At 68.0% G+C, this 20,274-nt stretch carries 13 protein-coding genes; 7 read left to right on the forward strand and 6 right to left on the reverse strand.

Features of this window, described 5'->3' with window-relative positions:
* Window positions 1-737 precede the first annotated feature (737 nt).
* From DIE03_RS34105 to DIE03_RS34120, 4 genes are all read left to right on the forward strand, one after another.
* A complete protein-coding gene (locus tag DIE03_RS34105; RefSeq protein WP_124456515.1) occupies window positions 738-1,562 on the forward strand; it encodes an IclR family transcriptional regulator in 825 nt (274 codons plus the stop codon).
* Between the two features lie 253 nt (window positions 1,563-1,815).
* Window positions 1,816-3,195, forward strand: coding sequence for an MdtA/MuxA family multidrug efflux RND transporter periplasmic adaptor subunit (locus DIE03_RS34110; protein WP_124456516.1), 1,380 nt, complete (start codon window positions 1,816-1,818; stop codon window positions 3,193-3,195).
* A gap of 15 nt (window positions 3,196-3,210) precedes the next feature.
* Window positions 3,211-6,324, forward strand: coding sequence for an MdtB/MuxB family multidrug efflux RND transporter permease subunit (locus DIE03_RS34115; protein ID WP_124456517.1), 3,114 nt, complete (start codon window positions 3,211-3,213; stop codon window positions 6,322-6,324).
* A 3-nt stretch (window positions 6,325-6,327) separates the two neighbouring features.
* On the forward strand, window positions 6,328-9,636 hold the full coding sequence (locus DIE03_RS34120) for an efflux RND transporter permease subunit (RefSeq protein ID WP_124456518.1): 3,309 nt from the start codon (window positions 6,328-6,330) through the stop codon (window positions 9,634-9,636).
* A gap of 111 nt (window positions 9,637-9,747) precedes the next feature.
* Here DIE03_RS34120 and DIE03_RS34125 read toward each other — a convergent pair whose 3' ends face one another.
* The 4 genes from DIE03_RS34125 to DIE03_RS34140 all read right to left on the reverse strand — a co-directional run bounded on the left by DIE03_RS34125 (window position 9,748) and on the right by DIE03_RS34140 (window position 14,548).
* Complete coding sequence (locus DIE03_RS34125; RefSeq protein ID WP_124456519.1) at window positions 9,748-10,710, reverse strand: AraC family transcriptional regulator; 963 nt, start codon at window positions 10,708-10,710, stop codon at window positions 9,748-9,750.
* A 30-nt stretch (window positions 10,711-10,740) separates the two neighbouring features.
* A complete protein-coding gene (locus tag DIE03_RS34130; protein WP_124456520.1) occupies window positions 10,741-11,832 on the reverse strand; it encodes a porin in 1,092 nt (363 codons plus the stop codon).
* Between the two features lie 87 nt (window positions 11,833-11,919).
* A complete protein-coding gene (locus tag DIE03_RS34135) occupies window positions 11,920-14,124 on the reverse strand; it encodes a molybdopterin cofactor-binding domain-containing protein (RefSeq protein ID WP_124456521.1) in 2,205 nt (734 codons plus the stop codon).
* Complete coding sequence (locus tag DIE03_RS34140; RefSeq protein WP_124456522.1) at window positions 14,108-14,548, reverse strand: (2Fe-2S)-binding protein; 441 nt, start codon at window positions 14,546-14,548, stop codon at window positions 14,108-14,110. Before DIE03_RS34140 ends, DIE03_RS34135 begins: the two co-directional genes overlap by 17 nt.
* Window positions 14,549-14,813: 265 nt before the next feature.
* Here DIE03_RS34140 and DIE03_RS34145 point away from each other — a divergent pair, with 265 nt between their 5' ends.
* On the forward strand, window positions 14,814-15,197 hold the full coding sequence (locus DIE03_RS34145) for a VOC family protein (protein WP_124456523.1): 384 nt from the start codon (window positions 14,814-14,816) through the stop codon (window positions 15,195-15,197).
* An 82-nt stretch (window positions 15,198-15,279) separates the two neighbouring features.
* On the opposite strand, the gene DIE03_RS34150 is transcribed toward DIE03_RS34145, so the two are convergent.
* Window positions 15,280-16,722, reverse strand: coding sequence for an NYN domain-containing protein (locus DIE03_RS34150; RefSeq protein ID WP_124456524.1), 1,443 nt, complete (start codon window positions 16,720-16,722; stop codon window positions 15,280-15,282).
* A gap of 261 nt (window positions 16,723-16,983) precedes the next feature.
* Here DIE03_RS34150 and DIE03_RS34155 point away from each other — a divergent pair, with 261 nt between their 5' ends.
* A complete protein-coding gene (locus DIE03_RS34155) occupies window positions 16,984-17,613 on the forward strand; it encodes an SDR family oxidoreductase (protein ID WP_124456525.1) in 630 nt (209 codons plus the stop codon).
* An 85-nt stretch (window positions 17,614-17,698) separates the two neighbouring features.
* Here the strand turns inward: DIE03_RS34155 and DIE03_RS34160 are convergent, their stop codons facing one another.
* The gene (locus DIE03_RS34160) at window positions 17,699-18,247 is read right to left on the reverse strand and encodes a peroxiredoxin (RefSeq protein WP_059235263.1); all 549 of its coding nucleotides are present in this window, start codon (window positions 18,245-18,247) and stop codon (window positions 17,699-17,701) included.
* Between the two features lie 278 nt (window positions 18,248-18,525).
* Between DIE03_RS34160 and cdpA the strand changes: the two genes are divergently transcribed.
* Window positions 18,526-20,268: a cyclic di-GMP phosphodiesterase CdpA gene (gene cdpA / locus DIE03_RS34165; RefSeq protein WP_221623708.1), complete on the forward strand. Its 1,743-nt coding sequence runs from the start codon at window positions 18,526-18,528 to the stop codon at window positions 20,266-20,268.
* Window positions 20,269-20,274 lie beyond the last annotated feature (6 nt).

Consider the following 20,274-nt stretch of genomic DNA (forward strand, 5'->3'; position numbering starts at 1 on the left):
ATACGGGCTGGACGTCATGCTGTACTGCGGACGCGGGCCGGCGAGGTCTTCGCATCAGCCCGTATCTGGATTCTGAAGATGTGCGCGTCTGGCCGGGATGGGTCACCCTCCTACTTTTGCATAGGGGGGCTCCGGCACGAGGGGGCGACAGGCTCCTCACGGACGGATGGGCGAGGTTCGAGCAGCCCCGCCGACGCACAGGATTTGTCCGATGAAAAACGCGCGACGACCGACGACGTATCGGCGAAATTTTCCCGATAGCAGAAATTAATTAAAATCGGGGGGGTAGGCAGTGGATGGTGCAGGACGCGGCAAGCGGTGCCGGCCCCGAAGCAGCGAAGCGGCGGGCTTTCGATCGCGGCAAACCGGGCGGTCGCCGGAGAACGGGCAAAAAAAAGCGCCACGGAGACCGTGGCGCTAAAAAAGTTCTAGCCATTCCGAGGGCCGTGCTAGAACCTGAGAGACTGCGCGAAACATCGTTGCCGGTTAAACTCTTGAAACGATGTTTCGAAAACGTGAGACATTCTTTCCGTTTCCGCCCGACAAGTCAAGCGGTATTTGCACCGGTTCATGCACTTTCTGGCAACGCTGATTTGAGCGTTTTCCTAATAAACCAAGGGTGAACCCGTAAAATCTCATCCAATGACCGGTTCACCCGCGGAACATGCATCCTTTGACAATAGTCCTACAATACCAACAAAATTGAAATCGAGTTTCGGAATTAGAGAGAATCCCTCGTGTCGACAACTGTAACCCTTCCCGCGTCGCGGGACCGTGAATCGTCACCCGACGAGATCACCGCCCTCGCCCGCGGCCTCGCCGTGCTGCGCCGCATCGCGGCGGCCGACGCCCCCGTCAGCAACCGCGAACTGACCGAATTGACCGGCATCCCGAAGCCGACCGTCTCGCGCATCACCGCAACGCTCGTCAGCGCCGGCTTCCTGTTCCAGTTGCCCGACAGCGAGCGCTTCGTGCTCACCGCGTCGGTGCTCGAACTGAGCCACGGCTTCCTGCGCAACTTCGACATCCGCGCGCGCTCGCGGCCGTTCATGATCGAGCTGGCCGAACGCACGTCGCTGTCCGTGCACCTCGCGGTGCGCGACCGGCTCGACATGGTCGCGATCGACGTGATCCGGCCGCGCTCGGCCGTGCTCGTCACGCGCCTCGAAATCGGCTCGCGGATGGACATCGCTCGCACGGCAGTGGGCCGCGCGTATCTCGCCGCACTCGAGGAAGACGAGCGGCGCCTGCTGCTCGAGTCCCTGCGCACCACGGCGGGCGACGACTGGCCGCACGTGTCCGCACGCCTGACGCCCGCGCTCGACGACGCGATGCGCGACGGCCACGCGATCGCGATCGGCGAATGGCGCGAAGGCCTGAATGCGGTCGCGGCCGGTTTCGTCGGCCCGTCGGGCCAGCGCTACTCGGTGAATTGCGGCGGCGCGGCGCACCAGTGCTCGCCCGAATGGCTGCAGGAAAACGTCGTGCCCGCGCTGCACGAATGCATCGCGAAAATCACGCGCGAGATCGGCGGCGCACCGGCCCGGCGCATCAGCGTGTAATCGTTCCGTCATCGTCCTGTCGCGTTCTGTAACGACCGTAACCCGTTGAAAGATAGACCACTGGACTGTAACGGGGACGGGACGTAGGATCATGCCCATCGTCGCGCCGCATTCGCGGTGCACAACGCTCTTTTCTCGCGAGTCGGCGGGGCCCCGGACCGAGCCGGGCCACCCCGTCCCGTCACCCGCCCGCCCACGCGCAGCCCAGCAGTCCGATTTCCGGCACGCCGCGCCGTCTTCCTGACAGATCACGATGGATAACGAACAAAAGCCCACGCCCCCTTCGAAAGACCCCGTGTCGCCCGCCGCACGGCGTCCGCGCCGCACGCTGATGATCGGCACGGTCGCGGTCGTCGCCATCGGCGGCCTGCTGTGGTGGCATCCGTGGAACCGCACGCCGGCGGCCGGCAGCACGGCGACCGGTGCGAGCGCAGCCGCCGGCAGCAGCGCAGGCGGCCATCGCGGCCGCGGCGGCCCCGCTGCGATGGCGAACGTTCCGCAGCCCGTGCAGGTCGCGACCGCGACGCAAGGCGAGATGCCGATCGTGCTGTCCGCACTCGGCACCGTCACGCCGCTCGCGAACGTGACGGTCAAGACGCAGCTGTCGGGCTACCTGCAGTCGGTGTCGTTCCAGGAAGGCCAGATCGTCAAGAAAGGCGACGTGCTCGCGCAGATCGACCCGCGCCCTTACCAGGTGTCGCTCGAGAACGCCGAAGGCACGCACGCACGCGATTCCGCACTGCTCGCGACGGCGCGCCTCGACCTGAAGCGCTACCAGACGCTGCTGTCGCAGGACTCGATCGCGTCGCAAACCGTCGATACGCAGGCGTCGCTCGTCAAGCAGTACGAAGGCGCGGTGAAGACCGACCAGGCCGCGATCGATTCCGCGAAGCTGAACCTCACGTATGCGCGCATCACGGCGCCGGTGTCGGGCCGCGTCGGCCTGCGCCAGGTCGACCCGGGCAACTACGTGACGCCGGGCGACACCAACGGCATCGTCGTGATCACGCAGCTGCAGCCGATGAGCGTGATCTTCACGACGTCGGAAGACAACCTGCCGCAGATCCTCAAGCAGGTGAACGCGGGCCAGAAGCTGTCGGTCACCGCGTACAACCGCAACAACACGGTGCCGCTCGAGACGGGTTCGCTCGCGACGCTCGACAACCAGATCGACACGAGCACCGGCACGGTCAAGCTGCGCGCGAACTTCGATAACAAGGAAGGCATGCTGTTCCCGAATCAGTTCGTGAACACGCGGCTGCTCGTCGACGTGCTGCGCAACGCGACGATCGTGCCGACCTCCGCCGTGCTGACCGGTTCGATCGGCCAGTTCGTCTATGTCGTGAAACCCGACAACACGGTCACGGTCCGCAAGGTCACGATCGGCCCGGTCGACGGCGAACGCACGAGCATCGTCAGCGGCATCGCGCTCGGCGAGCGCGTGGTGACCGACGGCTCCGACCGCCTGCGCGAAGGCTCGAAGATCTCGATTCCGGCCGACAAGCCGAAAGGCGCATCGGGCGCGCGCGGCGCCGGCGCGGCGTCGGGTGCATCGGCAGCGTCGGGCGCCGCCGCCCATCGCGGCGGACACAAGCACGGCGCGTCGCAGGCAGCGGCCCCCGCGGCCCAGTAACGCGCGGGCCGCTCGATGAATCCATCCCGCCTCTTCATTCTCCGGCCGGTCGGCACCGCCCTCCTGATGGCGGCGATCATGCTGGCCGGTCTCGTCGCGCTGCGCTTCCTGCCGCTCGCCGCGCTGCCCGAAGTCGACTACCCGACGATCCAGGTCCAGACCTTCTACCCGGGCGCGAGCCCGGAAGTGATGACCTCGTCGGTCACCGCGCCGCTCGAACGCCAGTTCGGGCAGATGCCGTCGCTGAACCAGATGTCGTCGCAAAGCTCGGCCGGCGCGTCGGTGATCACGTTGCAGTTCTCGCTCGACCTGCCGCTCGACATCGCCGAACAGGAAGTGCAGGCCGCGATCAACGCAGCCGGCAACCTGCTGCCGTCCGACCTCCCTGCCCCGCCGATCTACGCGAAGGTCAACCCGGCCGATGCGCCGGTGCTGACGCTCGCCGTCAAGTCGAAGACGCTGCCGCTCACGCAGGTGCAGGACCTGGCCGATACGCGCCTCGCGATGAAAATCTCGCAGATCGCGGGCGTCGGCCTCGTCAGCCTGTCGGGCGGCAACCGCCCGGCCGTGCGGATCCAGGCGAACCCGACCGCGCTCGCCAAATACGGGATGAACCTCGACGACCTGCGCACGACGATCTCGAACCTGAACGTAAACACGCCGAAGGGCAACTTCGACGGGCCGACGCGCGCGTACACGATCAACGCGAACGACCAGCTGACGAGCGCCGACCAGTACAACAGCGCGGTCGTCGCGTACAAGAACGGCCACCCGGTGATGCTGACCGACGTCGCGACGGTCGTCGCCGGCTCGGAGAACACCAAGCTCGGCGCGTGGGTGAATTCGGACCCCGCGATCATCCTGAACGTGCAGCGCCAGCCCGGCGCGAACGTGATCGCAACGGTCGACGCGATCAAGGCGCAGCTGCCGAAGCTGCAGGAAACGCTGCCGGCCGCGCTCGACGTGGAAATCGTCACCGACCGCACGACGATGATCCGCGCGGCCGTGCGCGACGTGCAGTTCGAGCTGCTGCTCGCGGTCGCGCTCGTCGTACTCGTGATGTACCTGTTCCTCGCGAACGTCTACGCGACGATCATCCCGAGCCTGTCGGTGCCGCTGTCGCTGATCGGCACGCTCGCGGTGATGTACATGGCCGGCTTCTCGCTGAACAACCTGTCGCTGATGGCGCTCACCATCGCGACCGGCTTCGTCGTCGACGATGCGATCGTGATGATCGAGAACATCGCGCGCTACGTCGAGGAAGGCGAAACGGGGCTCGAGGCCGCGCTGAAGGGCTCGCGGCAGATCGGCTTCACGATCATCTCGCTGACGGTGTCGCTGATCGCGGTGCTGATCCCGCTGCTGTTCATGGGCGACGTGGTCGGGCGCCTGTTCCACGAATTCGCGATCACGCTCGCGGTGACGATCGTGATCTCGGCGATCGTGTCGCTCACGCTCGTGCCGATGATGTGCGCGAAGCTGCTGCGCCATTCGCCGCCGCCCGAGAGCCACCGCTTCGAGGCGCGCGTGCACCGCGCGATCGACTGGGTGATCGCACGCTACGCGGTCGCGCTCGAATGGGTGCTGAACCGCCAGCGCTCGACGCTCGTCGTCGCGCTGCTGACGCTCGGGCTGACCGCCCTGCTCTATATCTATGTGCCGAAGGGCTTCTTCCCCGCGCAGGACACCGGCGTGATCCAGGCGATCACGCAGGCGCCGCAGTCGATCTCGTATGGCGCGATGGCCGAACGCCAGCAGGCGCTCGCCGCCGAGATCCTGAAGGATCCGAACGTCGACAGCCTCACGTCGTTCATCGGCGTCGACGGCAGCAACATCACGCTGAACAGCGGCCGCATGCTGATCAACCTGAAGGCGCGCGACGAACGTTCCGAGACGGCCGCGCAGATCATCCGCGACCTGCAGCACCGCGTGGCGAACATCACCGGCATCTCGCTGTTCATGCAGTCGGTGCAGGATCTGACGATCGACTCGACCGTCAGCCCGACGCAGTACCAGTTCATGCTGACGAGCCCGAACTCGGACGAATTCGCGACCTGGGTGCCGAAGCTCGTCGCTCGGCTGCAGCAGGAACCGTCGCTCGCCGACGTCGCGACCGACCTGCAGAGCAACGGCCAGTCGGTCTACATCGAGATCGACCGCGCGAGCGCCGCGCGCTTCGGCATCACGCCGGCGACCGTCGACAACGCGCTGTACGACGCGTTCGGCCAGCGCATCGTGTCGACGATCTTCACGCAGTCGAACCAGTACCGCGTGATTCTCGAGTCCGAGCCGAAGGAGCAGCACTACGCGCAATCGCTGAACGACATCTACCTGCCGTCGGCCGGCGGCGGCCAGGTGCCGCTGGCGTCGATCGCGTCGTTCCACGAGCGGCCGTCGCCGCTGCTGGTCGCGCACCTGTCGCAGTTCCCGTCAACGACGATCTCGTTCAACCTCGCGCCGGGCGCGTCGCTCGGCGAAGCCGTCAAGGCGATCGAGGCCGCCGAGAAGGACATCAACCTGCCCGCGTCGTTCCAGACGCGCTTCCAGGGCGCGGCGCTCGCGTTCCAGGCATCGCTGTCGAACCAGCTGTTCCTGATCCTCGCGGCGATCGTCACGATGTACATCGTGCTCGGCGTGCTGTACGAGAGCTACATCCACCCGATCACGATCCTGTCGACGCTGCCGTCGGCCGGCGTCGGCGCGCTGCTCGCGCTGATGATCACCGGGCACGACCTCGACATCATCGGGATCATCGGCATCGTGCTGCTGATCGGCATCGTGAAGAAGAACGCGATCATGATGATCGACTTCGCGCTCGAGGCCGAACGCGTCGAAGGCAAGCCGCCGCGCGAGGCGATCTACCAGGCGTGCCTGCTGCGCTTCCGGCCGATCCTGATGACGACGCTCGCCGCGCTGCTCGGCGCGGTGCCGCTGATCGTCGGCTCCGGCGCGGGTTCCGAGCTGCGCCAGCCGCTCGGGATCGCGATCGCCGGCGGCCTGATCGTGTCGCAGGTGCTGACGCTGTTCACGACGCCCGTGATCTACCTCGGCTTCGACTCGCTCGCACGCCGCGTGCGCGGCTGGTTCGAACGCCACGGCCCCGGCGCCGGCACGCGCACGGATGCGTAAGCCATGAACCTGTCGCGCCCCTTTATCACCCGCCCCGTCGCGACGACGCTGCTCGCGCTCGGCGTCGCGCTCGCGGGCCTGTTCGCGTTCATCAAGCTGCCGGTGTCGCCGCTGCCGCAGGTCGACTTCCCGACGATCTCGGTGCAGGCGTCGCTGCCGGGCGCGAGCCCGGAAACGGTCGCGACCAGCGTGACGAGCCCGCTCGAGCGGCACCTCGGCTCGATCGCCGACGTGTCCGAAATGACGTCGACGAGCACGGTCGGCAACGCGCGGATCATCCTGCAGTTCGGCCTGAACCGCGACATCGACGGCGCCGCGCGCGACGTGCAGGCCGCGATCAACGCGGCGCGCGCCGACCTGCCCGCCGCGCTGAAGAGCAACCCGACCTACCGCAAGGTCAACCCGGCCGATTCGCCGATCATGGTCGTGTCGCTGACCTCGGAGACGGCGTCGCCCGCGAAGGTGTACGACGCCGCGTCGACGGTGCTGCAGCAGTCGCTGTCGCAGATCGACGGGATCGGCCAGGTCTCGGTCAGCGGCTCCGCGAACCCGGCCGTGCGCGTCGAGCTCGAGCCGCAGGCGCTGTTCCACTACGGGATCGGCCTCGAGGACGTGCGCGCGGCGCTGGCTTCCGCGAACGCCAACGCGCCGAAGGGCGCGATCGAGTTCGGCCCGCAGCGCTACCAGCTCTATACGAACGACCAGGCGTCCCAGGCGTCGCAATACCGCGACCTCGTGGTCGCCTACCGCAACGGCTCGGCCGTGCGGCTGTCCGACCTGTCGGACGTCGTCGACGGGGTCGAGGACCTGCGCAACCTCGGCCTGGCGAACGGCAAGCGCGCGGTGCTCGTGATCCTCTACCGCTCGCCCGGCGCGAACATCATCGAGACGATCGACCGCGTGCGCGCGGCGCTGCCGCAGCTCACCGCGTCGCTGCCGGCCGACATCACGGTCACGCCGGTGCTCGACCGCTCGACCACCATCCGCGCGTCGCTGAAGGACACCGAGCACACGCTGCTGATCGCGGTCAGCCTCGTCGTGATGGTCGTGTTCCTGTTCCTGCGCAACTGGCGCGCGACGCTGATCCCGAGCGTCGCGGTGCCGATCTCGATCATCGGCACCTTCGGCGCGATGTACATGCTCGGCTTCTCGATCGACAACCTGTCGCTGATGGCGCTGATCGTCGCGACCGGCTTCGTCGTCGACGATGCGATCGTCGTGCTCGAGAACATCTCGCGGCATATCGAGAACGGCAAGTCGCGAATGCAGGCCGCGTTCGACGGCGCGCGCGAGGTCGGCTTCACGGTGCTGTCGATGAGCATCTCGCTCGTCGCGGTGTTCCTGCCGATCCTGCTGATGGGCGGCATCGTCGGGCGCCTGTTCCGCGAGTTCGCGCTGACGCTGTCGCTCGCGATCGCCGTGTCGCTCGCGGTCTCGCTGACCGTCACGCCGATGATGTGCGCGCGCCTGCTGCCCGAGTCGCACGACCCGAAAAACGAAGGCCGCTTCGGGCGCTTCCTCGAGCGCGGCTTCTCGCGCATGCAGCGCGGCTACGAGCGCTCGCTGTCGTGGGCGCTGCGCCGGCCGCTGTTGATCCTGCTGACGCTGTTCGCGACGATCGGGCTGAACGTGTACCTGTACATCGTCGTGCCGAAGGGCTTCTTCCCGCAGCAGGATACCGGGCTGATGATCGGCGGCATCCAGGCCGACCAGTCGACGTCGTTCCAGGCGATGAAGCTGAAGTTCTCCGAGATGATGCGGATCGTGCAGGCCAACCCGAACGTGAAGAGCGTCGCGGGCTTCACCGGCGGCACGCAGACCAACTCGGGCTTCATGTTCGTCACGCTGAAGGACCGCACCGAGCGCAAGCTGTCGGCCGACCAGGTGATCCAGCAGCTGCGCCCGCCGCTGGCGGACGTCGCCGGGGCGCGCACGTTCCTGCAGGCCGCGCAGGACATCCGCGTCGGCGGCCGGCAGAGCAACGCGCAGTACCAGTTCACGCTGCTCGGCGATTCGAGCGCCGACCTGTACAAGTGGGGGCCGATCCTGACCGAGGCGCTGCAGAAGCGCCCCGAGCTGACCGACGTGAACTCCGACCAGCAGCAAGGCGGCCTCGAGGCGATGGTGACGATCGACCGCGCGACGGCCGCGCGGTTCGGCATCAAGCCCGCGCAGATCGACAACACGCTGTACGACGCGTTCGGCCAGCGCCAGGTCTCGACGATCTACAACCCGCTGAACCAGTACCACGTCGTGATGGAAGTCGCGCCGAAGTACTGGCAGAGCCCCGAGATGCTGAACCAGGTGTGGATCAGCACGTCGGGCGGCAGCGCGAACGGCTCGCAGACCACCAACGCGGCCGCCGGCACCTACGTCGCGACGTCGGCCGGCACGTCGAGCGCCGGCACGGCCGCGCAGAGCGCCGCGGCGATCGCGTCCGATTCCGCGCGCAACCAGGCGCTCAACTCGATTGCCGCGAGCGGCAAGTCGAGCGCGTCGTCGGGCGCATCGGTGTCGACGTCGAAGTCGACGATGATCCCGCTGTCGGCGATCGCGACGTTCGGGCCGAGCACGACGCCGCTGTCGGTCAACCACCAGGGGCTGTTCGTCGCGACGACGATCTCGTTCAACCTGCCGCCGGGCGTGTCGCTGTCGCAGGCGACGCAGATCATCTATCAGACGATGGCGCAGGTCGGCGTCCCGCCGACGATCGTCGGCAGCTTCCAGGGCACCGCGCAGGCGTTCCAGCAGTCGATGAACGACCAGCCGATCCTGATCCTCGCCGCGCTGCTGGCCGTCTACATCGTGCTCGGGATCCTGTACGAGAGCTACATCCACCCGATCACGATCCTGTCGACGCTGCCGTCGGCCGGCGTCGGCGCGCTGCTTGCGCTGCTGCTGTTCAAGACCGAGTTCAGCATCATCGCGCTGATCGGCGTGATCCTGCTGATCGGTATCGTGAAGAAGAACGCGATCATGATGGTCGACTTCGCGATCGACCAGACGCGCAACCACCAGAAGTCGTCGTTCGACGCGATCCACGAGGCGTGCCTGCTGCGCTTCCGTCCGATCATGATGACGACGATGGCGGCGCTCCTGGGCGCGCTGCCGCTCGCGTTCGGCAGCGGCGACGGCGCCGAGCTGCGCGCACCGCTCGGCATCGCGATCGCCGGCGGCCTGATCGTGTCGCAGGTGCTGACGCTCTATACGACGCCGGTCGTCTACCTGTACATGGACCGGTTCCGCGTGTGGGGCGAGAAGCGCCGCAACCGCCGCGGGAATACCGGCGGGCCGGCGGTGGCCGGCGAGTGACGGAGGCGGCCGGACGCGAATGGACGGGGCATGCCGCCCCGCTCCGTTCGGCAGTCCGCGCCCTCGCGAAGGCCCCATGCGAGCGCCGGCACTCAATCGCGCGATGCGTCGTCATCCATGTCGTGCGAGGTCATACAGATCCTGTGCGTTGCGCGCATAGCGGCGCGGCGCCATCCCCGACCATCGGTGGAACGCGCGCGCGAACGCCTTCTCCGACGTGTAGCCGACCCGCTCGGCAATCTCGATCAGCCGCAGCTTGCCGTGCGCGAGTTCGCCACTCGCCAGATACATTCGGTACGCGGTCAGGTGACCGATCGGCGTTTCGCCGACCAGCTCCGCAAAGCGTGCGCAAAAGCGCGAACGCGACATGCCGGCGTCGGCCGCGAGGCTCGCGAGCTGCCAGTTGCGGCGCGGATCGCGATGCATCAACGCCATCGCGCGGCCGATCTGCGGATCGGTCAGGCCTCGCAGCCAGCCCGTGTGATTCGCCGACGACTGCAGGTGCGCGCGCAACAGCTGCACGAACAGCACGTCGGCCAGACGCGTCGCGGCAATGGCCCAGCCGGGCTGGCACGCCATCGATTCCTCGATGAAGCTCTGCAGCGTGCTCGCGAGCCACGGTGCGACGGCCGCGTCGTTCGCGCGGACGTGGATCAGCGGCGGCAGCACGGAGAACAGCGGGCTGCGCACGAGGTCCCGGTACACGACGATGCCCGTATAGAGCTCGCTGGTCGCGCCGCCGCCGCCCGCGACGAACTCGAGCGGCGTGTCGAAGCGCGGCCGGATGCCCTTGTCCGCCATCAGCGTGTCGAACGGCACGGGCGGCTCGTCGAGCGACGACGCCATTACGTGCTCGTCGCCGTGAGGCAGCAGCACGAAGTCGCCCGGCTCGACATGCACGGGCGCCGTGCCCGCGACCGACAGGAAGAACGGGTTGCCCGCACAGGTACGAAACGGCGCGCCCGCGACGGCCGGCTTGCGGATCGCCCACGGCGCGCTCAGCGTGAAGCGCCCGGTGACGACCGCATCGGCCCGCAGGTCGGTCAGCACGTCGCTGAGAAGATCGGTCGTCATCGTCGAAGCCTCCGGGGGTGCGCCGCCGCGTCAGAAGCGCTGCTGGATGCCCGCCATCACACCGACCTGATTCTGGCCGGTGCCGACGGTGCCGCCGGCCGCCACCGCCGACGTGCCGAGTGCGCTGTTCGTCATGTAGCCGACGGACGTATAGATCATCGTACGCTTCGACAGGCTGTAGTTCGCGCGTGCGACGAACAGGTTCGAGTCGTAGCGGCCGCGCAGCAGGTAGCGCACGGCCTGTGCGTCGAATGATAGCGCCGGCGACGCGTAGACCGTGCCGCCCGCGAAGAAGATGTCCGACTGGCTGTGCGCGGCGGCCGCCGTGTTGCGGCGGATCCAACCCGCGCCGAGCTTCGCGATGCCGAATTTCACGTACGCGTCGACGATCGTGCGCGTGTCCGTATAGGCGGGGCTCGACAGCGGTGCCGACGCGCCGGTGCCGCCGTGCATCACGTCATACGAAGCGGCCGCGCCGAATTGCGGCGCGTCGTACGCGACCATCATCGTGTACTGCCGGCATGCAACGGGGTCGCCCGGCACGTTGCCCGCGCAGTTCGTGGCCGACGGGCCGGCCGGCCCCGCGCCGTCGCGGCCGGTACTGTAGGTGCCGCCGAGCGTCAGTCCGCCGAAGTGGCCGAGATAGCCGATCGCGTTGTCGCTGCGTGCGTTCGGCAGGTAGCTGTCGAAGCTCGCCATCGAGTGGATCGACGGGCCGATCACGTCGGCATTGAGCAGTACCAGCATCGACATGTTCATCTGCCGGCCGAGCGTGAGCGCGCCGTACGGCGACTCGATGCCGACGTTCGCCTGCCGGCCGAAGATCCGGCCGCCGTAGTTCAGCGCACCGGAATTCAACGCGAAGCCGTTTTCGAGCACGAAGAACGTCCGGTAGCCGCCGCCGAGATCCTCGACGCCGCGCAACCCGAAGCGCGACGGCACTTCACCGGTCAGCGACGGCATGCCGGCGACCGCGCCGCCACCCGCCGCGTTGTTGTAGTACTGCACGCCGGTATCGACGATGCCGTACAGCGTCACGCTGCCCTGCGCGAACGCGCCCGGCGATGCGGCGGCGGCCGCCGCCAACGAGACGGCCGTCGCGGCCGAGCGAAAGGTTTTCATTGAAGTCTCCAGACCTGTTGTGTAGTTATGCTTGATATGGGCGGCGACGCGCGCGGCGGCACCGGCCCGTGGGGGATACGCGGTCGTTCAGGTCGCGAGCGGCGTATCGAACGGCATCGCGCGCGGCCGCTCGCCGGTCGCGCACCAGATCGCATCGGCGACGGCCGGTGCGACGGGCGGCAACGCGACTTCGCCGCAGCCTTGCGGATCGCGATCGCTGTCGACGATCACCACCTCGATCCTCGGCATCCCGGCCAGGCCGAGCAGCGGATAGTCGGCGAAATTGCGCTGCACGACCGCGCCGTGCTCGAACGTGATCTCGCTCCTGAACGTGTTGGTCAGCGCGAAGCCGACGCCGCCTTCAACCATCTCGCGAATCAGCAGCGGATTGATCGCACGCCCGCAATCAATGCCGCACACGATCCGTTCGAGCTTCACGTTGCCACCCGTCACGCGCACCTCGGCGATCGTCGCGACGTACGTGCTGAACGCACCGCCGCGCCCCGTGTACAGCGAATATGCGACGCCGCGCGACTGGCCGGCCGGCGCGCGGTCGAACCAGTTCGCGCGCGCGGCCGTCGCGTCGAGCACGCGTAGCGCGAGCGGGTCGCGCTTCAGCAACGCGCGCCGATAACGCACGGGGTCGGCCCGCACCGTGTGCGCGAGCTCGTTCACGAAGCTCTCGAGGAAAAACACCGTCGACGTGCTGCCGACGCTGCGCATGAAGCTGACCGGGATCGGCTGCATCACCGTGACCGAGTCGACCAGCAGGTTCGGCACGTCGTAGCAAAGGTCGTACAGGCCGTCGAGCATCGTCTCGTCCCAGCCGCCCGCCTTCTCGTAGCGGTCGCGCTTGATCGCCGCATACAGCGAGTGACCGGCAACGCGCGCATGCAGCGCGACCGGCAGCCCGTCGCTGCCGAGCGCCGCGCGGAACCGCGCGGACGCGCACGGTCGATAGAAGCCGTGACGGATGTCGTCCTCGCGCGAGCGGATCACCTTCACGGGTCGCCCGACCGCCTTCGACGCAACGGCCGCGTGCACGACGAAATCGGGCACGTACTTGCGGCCGAAGCTGCCGCCGAGAAACGTCGTGTTGACGATGACCTTCCCGACCGGCACGCCGAACAGCGCCGACAGCGTCCAGCGCACCTTGTCCTGCCCCTGGATCGGCCCCCACACCTCGATCTCGTCCGCCCGCACGTGCACGGTCGCGTTGACGGGCTCCATCGTCGCGTGAACGATGTACGGCGTGTGGTAGTCGGCCTCGACGATCCGGCCGGCTTCGGCGAGATGGCGCATCGGCTCGCCGATCTGCGTGGCGACGACCGCGTGTTCCGCCTGCAGCGCACCCTTGCGCTGTGCGAGGATCGTTGCACTGTCGAACGCCGGTGTCGAACCCGCCTCCCAGACGATGTCCGCCGCGTCGCACGCCTTCTTTGCCTGCCAATAGGTGTGCGCGACCACGATCACCGCGTCCTTCGCGAGCACGACGTCCGCGACGCCCGGCATCGCGCGCAATGCGTCGCGATTCTTCACGGCCGTCGGTCGGCCGTTCAGCGTCGGTGCCATCGTCAGCGCGCCGACCAGCATGTCGGGCACCTGCACGTCGATCCCGTAGATCGCGCTGCCGTCGACCTTCGCGGGCACGTCGAGCTTGTGCAGCGGGCGCCCGATCAGCGTGTGCGCGGACGCCGGCTTCAGCCGCGGTTGCGCGTCGTGCGGCAGCTTCGCGGCGGCGTCGACGAGTTCCCCATACGACAGCGACCGGCCGCTCGGCGCATGGATCACGCGGCCGTCGCGCGTCACGCACTGCGTGTCGCGCACGCCGAGCCGCACGGCGCCGGCACGCAGGAACGCCGAGCGCGCCTGCGCGCCGGCGATGCGCAGCCGCGTGTAGAACATCGTCGCCGACATCGACGCGCCGACGAACTGCTGCGGCGCCTCGTTCGCGGCGTCGATCCGGTACGCGTCGCGCCCCGTGACGAACTCGACTGTCACGCTGCGCCAGTCGGCATCCATCTCGTCGGCGAGCACTTGCGGCAGCCCCGTGTAGACGCCCTGCCCGACTTCCGCCTGCGACAGGCCGATGATCGTGCTGCCGTCGGCGTCGACGCGCACCCAGTCGTTGATCTCGCGAAAGCGCGCGCCGTCGCCGGCCGCCTGCACGACGTCGCCGATCGCAAGCGGCAGCAGCAGGCTTCCCGCGAGCGCGACGCCGCCTTTCAGGAACACACGCCGCGGCACATTCGACACGTCCGGTGCCTGCCCCGCATCAGCCGGCCGCGACATGGATCGCCTCGCGAATGCGTTGGTAGGTCGCGCAGCGGCACAGGTTCGTGACGGCCTCGTCGATCTGCGCGTCGGTCGGCTTGCGGTGCTGCGCGAGCAGCGCGGCAGTGGCCATGACCATTCCCGACTGGCAGTAGCCGCACTGCGGCACGTCCTTCTCGATCCACGCACGCTGCACCGGGTGCGAGCGATCGTGCGACAGCCCCTCGATCGTCGTGACCGACCGGCCCGCGACACTCGCGGCCGGCAGCACGCACGAGCGCGCGGCCTCGCCGTCGAGATGCACGGTGCACGCGCCGCATGCGCCGATGCCGCAGCCGTATTTGGTACCGGTGAGCCGGGCCGAGTCGCGAATGACCCACAGCAGCGGCGTATCGGGATCACCGTCGAAATCGAACGGCTGGCCGTTCAGCGTGAAGCGCATCGTCTGTCTCCCTGTCGTGCATCGCCGGTTCGTCATCCGGCGGATGACGGCGATGGTTGACAGAGATTCTTGGCGGCGCAAAAAGCCGCGCCAATGACCTTTGCTCCCGAAAAAGTAGCCGATCGTCCAGATCGTTTCAGCCGACGAATCGCGCTCGGTTGCCGAAGTTGACGCCGCGTTTGCCTCGGATCCGGCTTGCACGCCGGCGACGATCAACTATCGTGTGTCCATGACCACCCTCGCGCCCCCTCGCCGGGAATCCGCCATGAACGTCCAGTTGAACCATACGATCGTCTGGTGCCGCGACAAGCGCGCGTCGAGCCGCTTCCTCACCGAACTCCTGGAACTGCCGCCGCCGACGCCGTTCGGCGCGATGCTGGTCGTCGCGCTCGACAACGGCGTGTCGCTCGATTTCTATGAGCAGGCGGGAGAAATCCGGTCGCAGCATTACGCGTTCCTGCTCGACGAGGCTGGCTTCGATCGCGTGCTGGCGCGCATCCGCGAGCGCGGGCTCGCGCACTGGGCCGATCCGGCGAAGCGGCAGCCCGGCGACATCTACCGCCACAACGGCGGCCGCGGCGTGTACTTCGACGATCCGGACGGTCACTTCCTCGAAGTGATGACACGGCCGTATGCGCTGAACGGCTAGTGCGGCAGGCCGGCGTTGCGCCGGCCCGTGTGGTGCGGCGCGGATGCCGCCCGGCTTCGGACGGCACCCGGCACGGCTGCCGTTACTCGGCAGCGGCTGCCGTCTTGCGCGGCCGACGCGCGCGCGGTGCGGCCTTGCGGGCCGGCTTCTTCCTGGCAGCGGCCGGCGCTTCGGCAGCGGCTTCCACATGAGCTTCGACCGGCGCCGCGTCATGCGACGGCTGCGCGGCGGCAAGCTCGCCGCCGGCATCGCCCGCTGCCGGCTCGGCGTCGTGCGTCACGGCCACGTGCGGCGCGCCGCCCTGCTCCGCGTCGCGATGCGCGCCGTCGTCAGGCTTGCCGTGCGCATGCTTGTCGCCGCCGTGCTTCGCCGCGCCGGCGCTCTTCGCGGCGGCGCCCTTTTTCGTGCCGGTCTTCTTCGCCGCGCTCTTGCGTGCCCGCTTGCGGCCTTCCTGCGCTTCGCCGTGGGCCTCGCTCGCTTCGATCGCTTCGATCGTTTCTGCAGGTGCAACCGGCACGGCGTCGGCGACGTCGTCCAGCTCCGCCGCTTCCGCCTCGACCTGCACGCTTTCGTGCACGACCGCTTCCGCCCGCTGGCCGCGACGTTGCGCATGGCGCCCGGCCCGCGCCGGCTCTGCCGCACGCGTGCCGTGGTGCGCGCCGCCGTCGCCGGCCGTCGCGACATGCTCGACGGCCGCCGGCTGGCGGGCCCGCGACACGAACGCGCCCGACTTGTCGTCACGGCCCACTTCGAGCAGGCCGCGCGCCTGCGCTTCGTCGAGCAGGTTGCCGAACGCGCGGAACCCGTAGTATGACTCGTTGAAATCCGGCTTGCGGCGCTTGATCGCGCTCTTGAGCACCGACGCCCAGATCTTGCCGACGTCGTCGCGCTCCGACGCGAGCGCATCGAACGTCTCGACCGCCAGGGCGATCGCCTCGGCCTTGCGTGCGTCCATGTCGTGCTTGCGCGACGACGGCTCGTCGGGCCGCTTCGCGCCGCCGTTGCCCGCACGCTGCTGCTGTTCGCGCTTCGCGAGCGCGCGCTGCTGCTCGCGCACCAGGTCGTCGTAGAAGATGAATTCGTCGCAGTTCGCGACCAGCAGGTCCGACGTCGATTTCTTCACGCCGACGCCGATCACCTTCTTCGCGTTCTCGCGCAGCTTCGACACGAGCGGCGAAAAGTCCGAATCGCCGCTGATGATCACGAACGTGTCGACGTGCGACTTCGTGTAGCAGAGGTCGAGCGCGTCGACGACGAGCCGGATGTCGGCCGAATTCTTGCCCGACTGGCGCACGTGCGGAATCTCGATCAGCTCGAAGCTCGCCTCGTGCATCGACGCCTTGAAGCCCTTGTAGCGATCCCAGTCGCAATAAGCCTTCTTCACGACGATGCTGCCCTTCAGCAGCAGGCGCTCCAGCACGGGCTTGATGTCGAATTTCTCGTACTTCGCGTCGCGCACGCCGAGCGCGACGTTCTCGAAGTCGCAGAACACGGCCATGCTGACGTTGTCCAGGGGTAATGCCATGTGTACTCCAACCGGTGGGCCGACGCGTTGTATGACGGTGCGGCAAAAAAAGCATCGCGCACATGATAGCCGGTCGGCGCGTCATTCCCGCATCCGTGTGAACGAATGAACGCCCGCCGCCCGAATGCCCGATGCCGGTATGCCCGATGCCGGTATGCCCCTTAATACACACCCGCCGTCGGGGCAAATCGACATTACACTTGAGTTATCGGTCGTCCGTCCCTATCTGGACGGAAGACGCATCGAGCAAGGAGCGGTTTCATGACGACGAAGGTACTGCTGATTGGCGCGACCGGCCGAACGGGCCAGGCCTGCGCGGATCTGCTGCTCAAGCAGCCGGAGTTCGAGGTCACGGCGCTCGTGCGCCGGCACGGCTATGCGCTGGCGGGCGCACGGGTCGTCGAGGCCGATCTGACGAACGATTTCTCGCACGCATTCCAGGGCATCACGCACGTGATCTACGCGGCCGGCTCGGCCGAATCGGACGGCGCGACCGAAGAGGAACAGGTCGACCGCGACGCGGTGGCCCGCGCGGCCGAATACACGCTGGCCTACAACGCGCAGAAGCTCGTGGTGATCAGCTCGCTGTCGGCCTACCGGCCCGAGCTGGCGCCGGACGCGCTGCGCCATTATTCGCAGATGAAGCGCGAAGGCGACGACCGCGTGGCCGCGTCGGGCGTCGACTACGTGATCCTGCGCCCGGGCCCGCTCACCGACGATCCGGGCGTCGGCAAGATCGCGCTGACCGACGCATGGCTCGATCCCGCGCCGCCCGTATCGCGCCAGGACGTTGCATGGGCCGCGATCGAGGCGATCAAGCTCGGTATCTCGCGCAAGATCGTCGGCTTCGTCGGCGGCAGCGTGCCGATCGAGCAGGCATTGCGCGCGTAGCAGCCGGCCGGGCGCCGCCGCCCGGCTGCGCGTGTTCCCGTGTCGCCGGCCCGCACGGCGGGCCGCGTCGACCTCCAGGGTGCGCTTACTGCTTCGGATGCGCGTCGGCCCACGCCTTCACGGCGGCGAGCGTGTTCTCGACGTGCTTGTCGGGCGACAGGCTCGTATATTCGTAGAGCACCTTCCCTTCCGGCGAGATCACGTACGACACGCGATTCGCGCGATCGAGCGCCGGCAGCTTCGCGTCGTATTCACGGATGATCTTCGCGTCCGGATCGGCCGCGACCGGGAACTTGCTCCGGCACTCGCTCACCGAGAACTTCGTCAGCGTGTCGATATTGTCGGCCGATACGCCGATCACCGTCGCGCCGTAAGCCTTGTAACGGTCGACCGCATCCGCGAACGCATGCGCCTCGATCGTGCAGCCCTTCGTGAACGCGGCCGGGTAGAAATACAGCACGACCGGCCCCTGCTTCAGCGCGTCCGCGAGCGAGTACGTGTAAGTCTTGCCGCCCAGCGACGCCTGCGTCGTGAAATCCGGCGCCGCGGCGCCCGGCTTCAGTTCCGCCTGCGCCAACAGCGCATGGCCGGCCACCAGCGCCGCCACGGCGCCCAGCAACAGTTTTCGCTTCATCTGCGTCCTCATTTCTTATAAAGTCAGCCTCAATGTAGGCCATGCCGGCGTTCGCCTGTCGAACACCCGGTATGCGATCCGGACCAGCGGCAGCGCCATCCGCGGCCGGCCCGTTAAAGATTCCGCACAGTCTGCCGTTAATCCTTGCGGACAACCGGTTCCAGCCCTTCACGTCAGCGAGAAACATGGAAGCCAACAGGAAACAGACGTCACGCAAGGGCTCCTGGCGCAGTGCCTTGCATACGCTGCGCCGCTTCGCCTGGTCGGGCGGCGCGCTGATGCCCGCGCGCGCCGGCGCGCCGCGCCGCGACGACTCCGTGCGCAACTGGCTGGAACAGACGGTCGGCACGGTGGACTTCCTCGCCCATGTCGATCGCGAACTGCGCTTTCTGTACGTGTCCGACGCGAGCCTGCGCTTCATCGGCTACCACCGCGACTACCTGCATACGCTGACGCTGCGCGACCTGATCGCCGAACAGGATACCTCGGTGCTCGAAGGCCTGCTCGCGCGCGCCGCGCGTTCGGGCCAGGTCGAGAAGGCGACGATGTGCATCGTCAAGTCGCTCACCTACCCGCTGGACGTCGAGGTCCGCGCGTTCAAGAGCCGCCACCACGGTGTCGACGGCTTCGCGATCGCGGCCTTCGACGTGTCGGCGTGGCGCGCGCTCGAGGCGAAGCTGACGTACGAAATGCACCATGACCCGATGACGGGGCTCGACAACCTGTCCGCGCTCGTGCCGGCACTGATGCGCGCGCAGCAGACCGCCGACGAGGGCGGCACCTGCGCGGCGCTGCTGCTGCTCGACCTCGACGACTACCAGCGGATCAACCGCGCGCTCGGCTACGACGCCGGCGACATGCTGCTGCGCGATACCGCCCAGCGGCTGAAGGCGCTCGTCACGCCGAACGAGCAGCTCGCGCGCGTCGCGAGCGACAAGTTCGCGGTCGTGCTCGGCGCATCCGACCGCGCGCAGGCGAGCCATGCGGCCGACGCGCTCGCACGCCGGCTGCAGGCCGCGGTGCGCGAGCCCTACGTGTACCAGGGGCAGACCGTGCACTTGTCCGCGAGCATCGGCATCGCGCTGTATCCGGACGAACGGGCCGCGCCGCATCGCGCGCAGCATCACAGCCCGCTGCTGCGCCGCGCCGACCACGCGCTCGCGCAGGCGAAGGCATCGGGCGGCAACGCGCTCGCGTTCCATGCGCCGGTCGACGACCCGGCCGACGCCGAACGGCTGAAGCTCGAGGCCGACCTGTACGACGGCGTGCGCAACGGCGAGTTCTCGCTCCATTTCCAGCCGATCACGCGCAGCCAGTCGGGCGCGGTGGTCGGTGTCGAGGCGCTGATTCGCTGGCGCCATCCGGTGCACGGACTCGTGCCGCCGGCGACCTTCATTCCGCTCGCCGAATCGATCGGCCTGATCAACTACCTCGGCAACTGGGTGCTCAAGGCCGCGTGCATGCAGCTCGTCGCGTGGGACAGCCAGGGGCTCGCGCTGCAGTACGTGGCCGTCAACGTGTCGCCGCAGCAGTTCCGCGACCCGCGCTTCACGCAGAGCGTGCGCGAGGCGATCGCGCTGACGGGCATCGACCCGCGCCGCATCGTGCTCGAAATCACCGAAAGCCTGCTGATGCACGATCCCGCGCATGCGAAAGTGCTGCTCGAGGAGCTGACCGATCTCGGCATCCGCTTCGCGATCGACGATTTCGGCACCGGCTATTCGAGCCTCGCCTACCTGCAGCGCTTCCCGCTCGCGAAGCTGAAGATCGACCGCAGTTTCGTCGAGAACCTGCTGACGTCGCGCAACGACCGCGCGATCGTGTCGGCGGTGGTCGGCCTCGCGCAGACGCTCGATCTCGAACTCGTCGCCGAAGGCGTCGAGACCGAGGCGCAGCGCGCACTGCTGACGGAGATGGGCTGCAATCACATCCAGGGCTGGCTCGTCTGCCAGGCGCTGCCGTCCGAGGAGCTCGCGCGGCGCTTCGCGGCGCAGCAGCTGCACCTGCACGCCGCCGCCTGACGCGCG

This window comes from Burkholderia sp. Bp8992, from assembly GCF_003853705.1.
Lineage (GTDB): Bacteria > Pseudomonadota > Gammaproteobacteria > Burkholderiales > Burkholderiaceae > Burkholderia.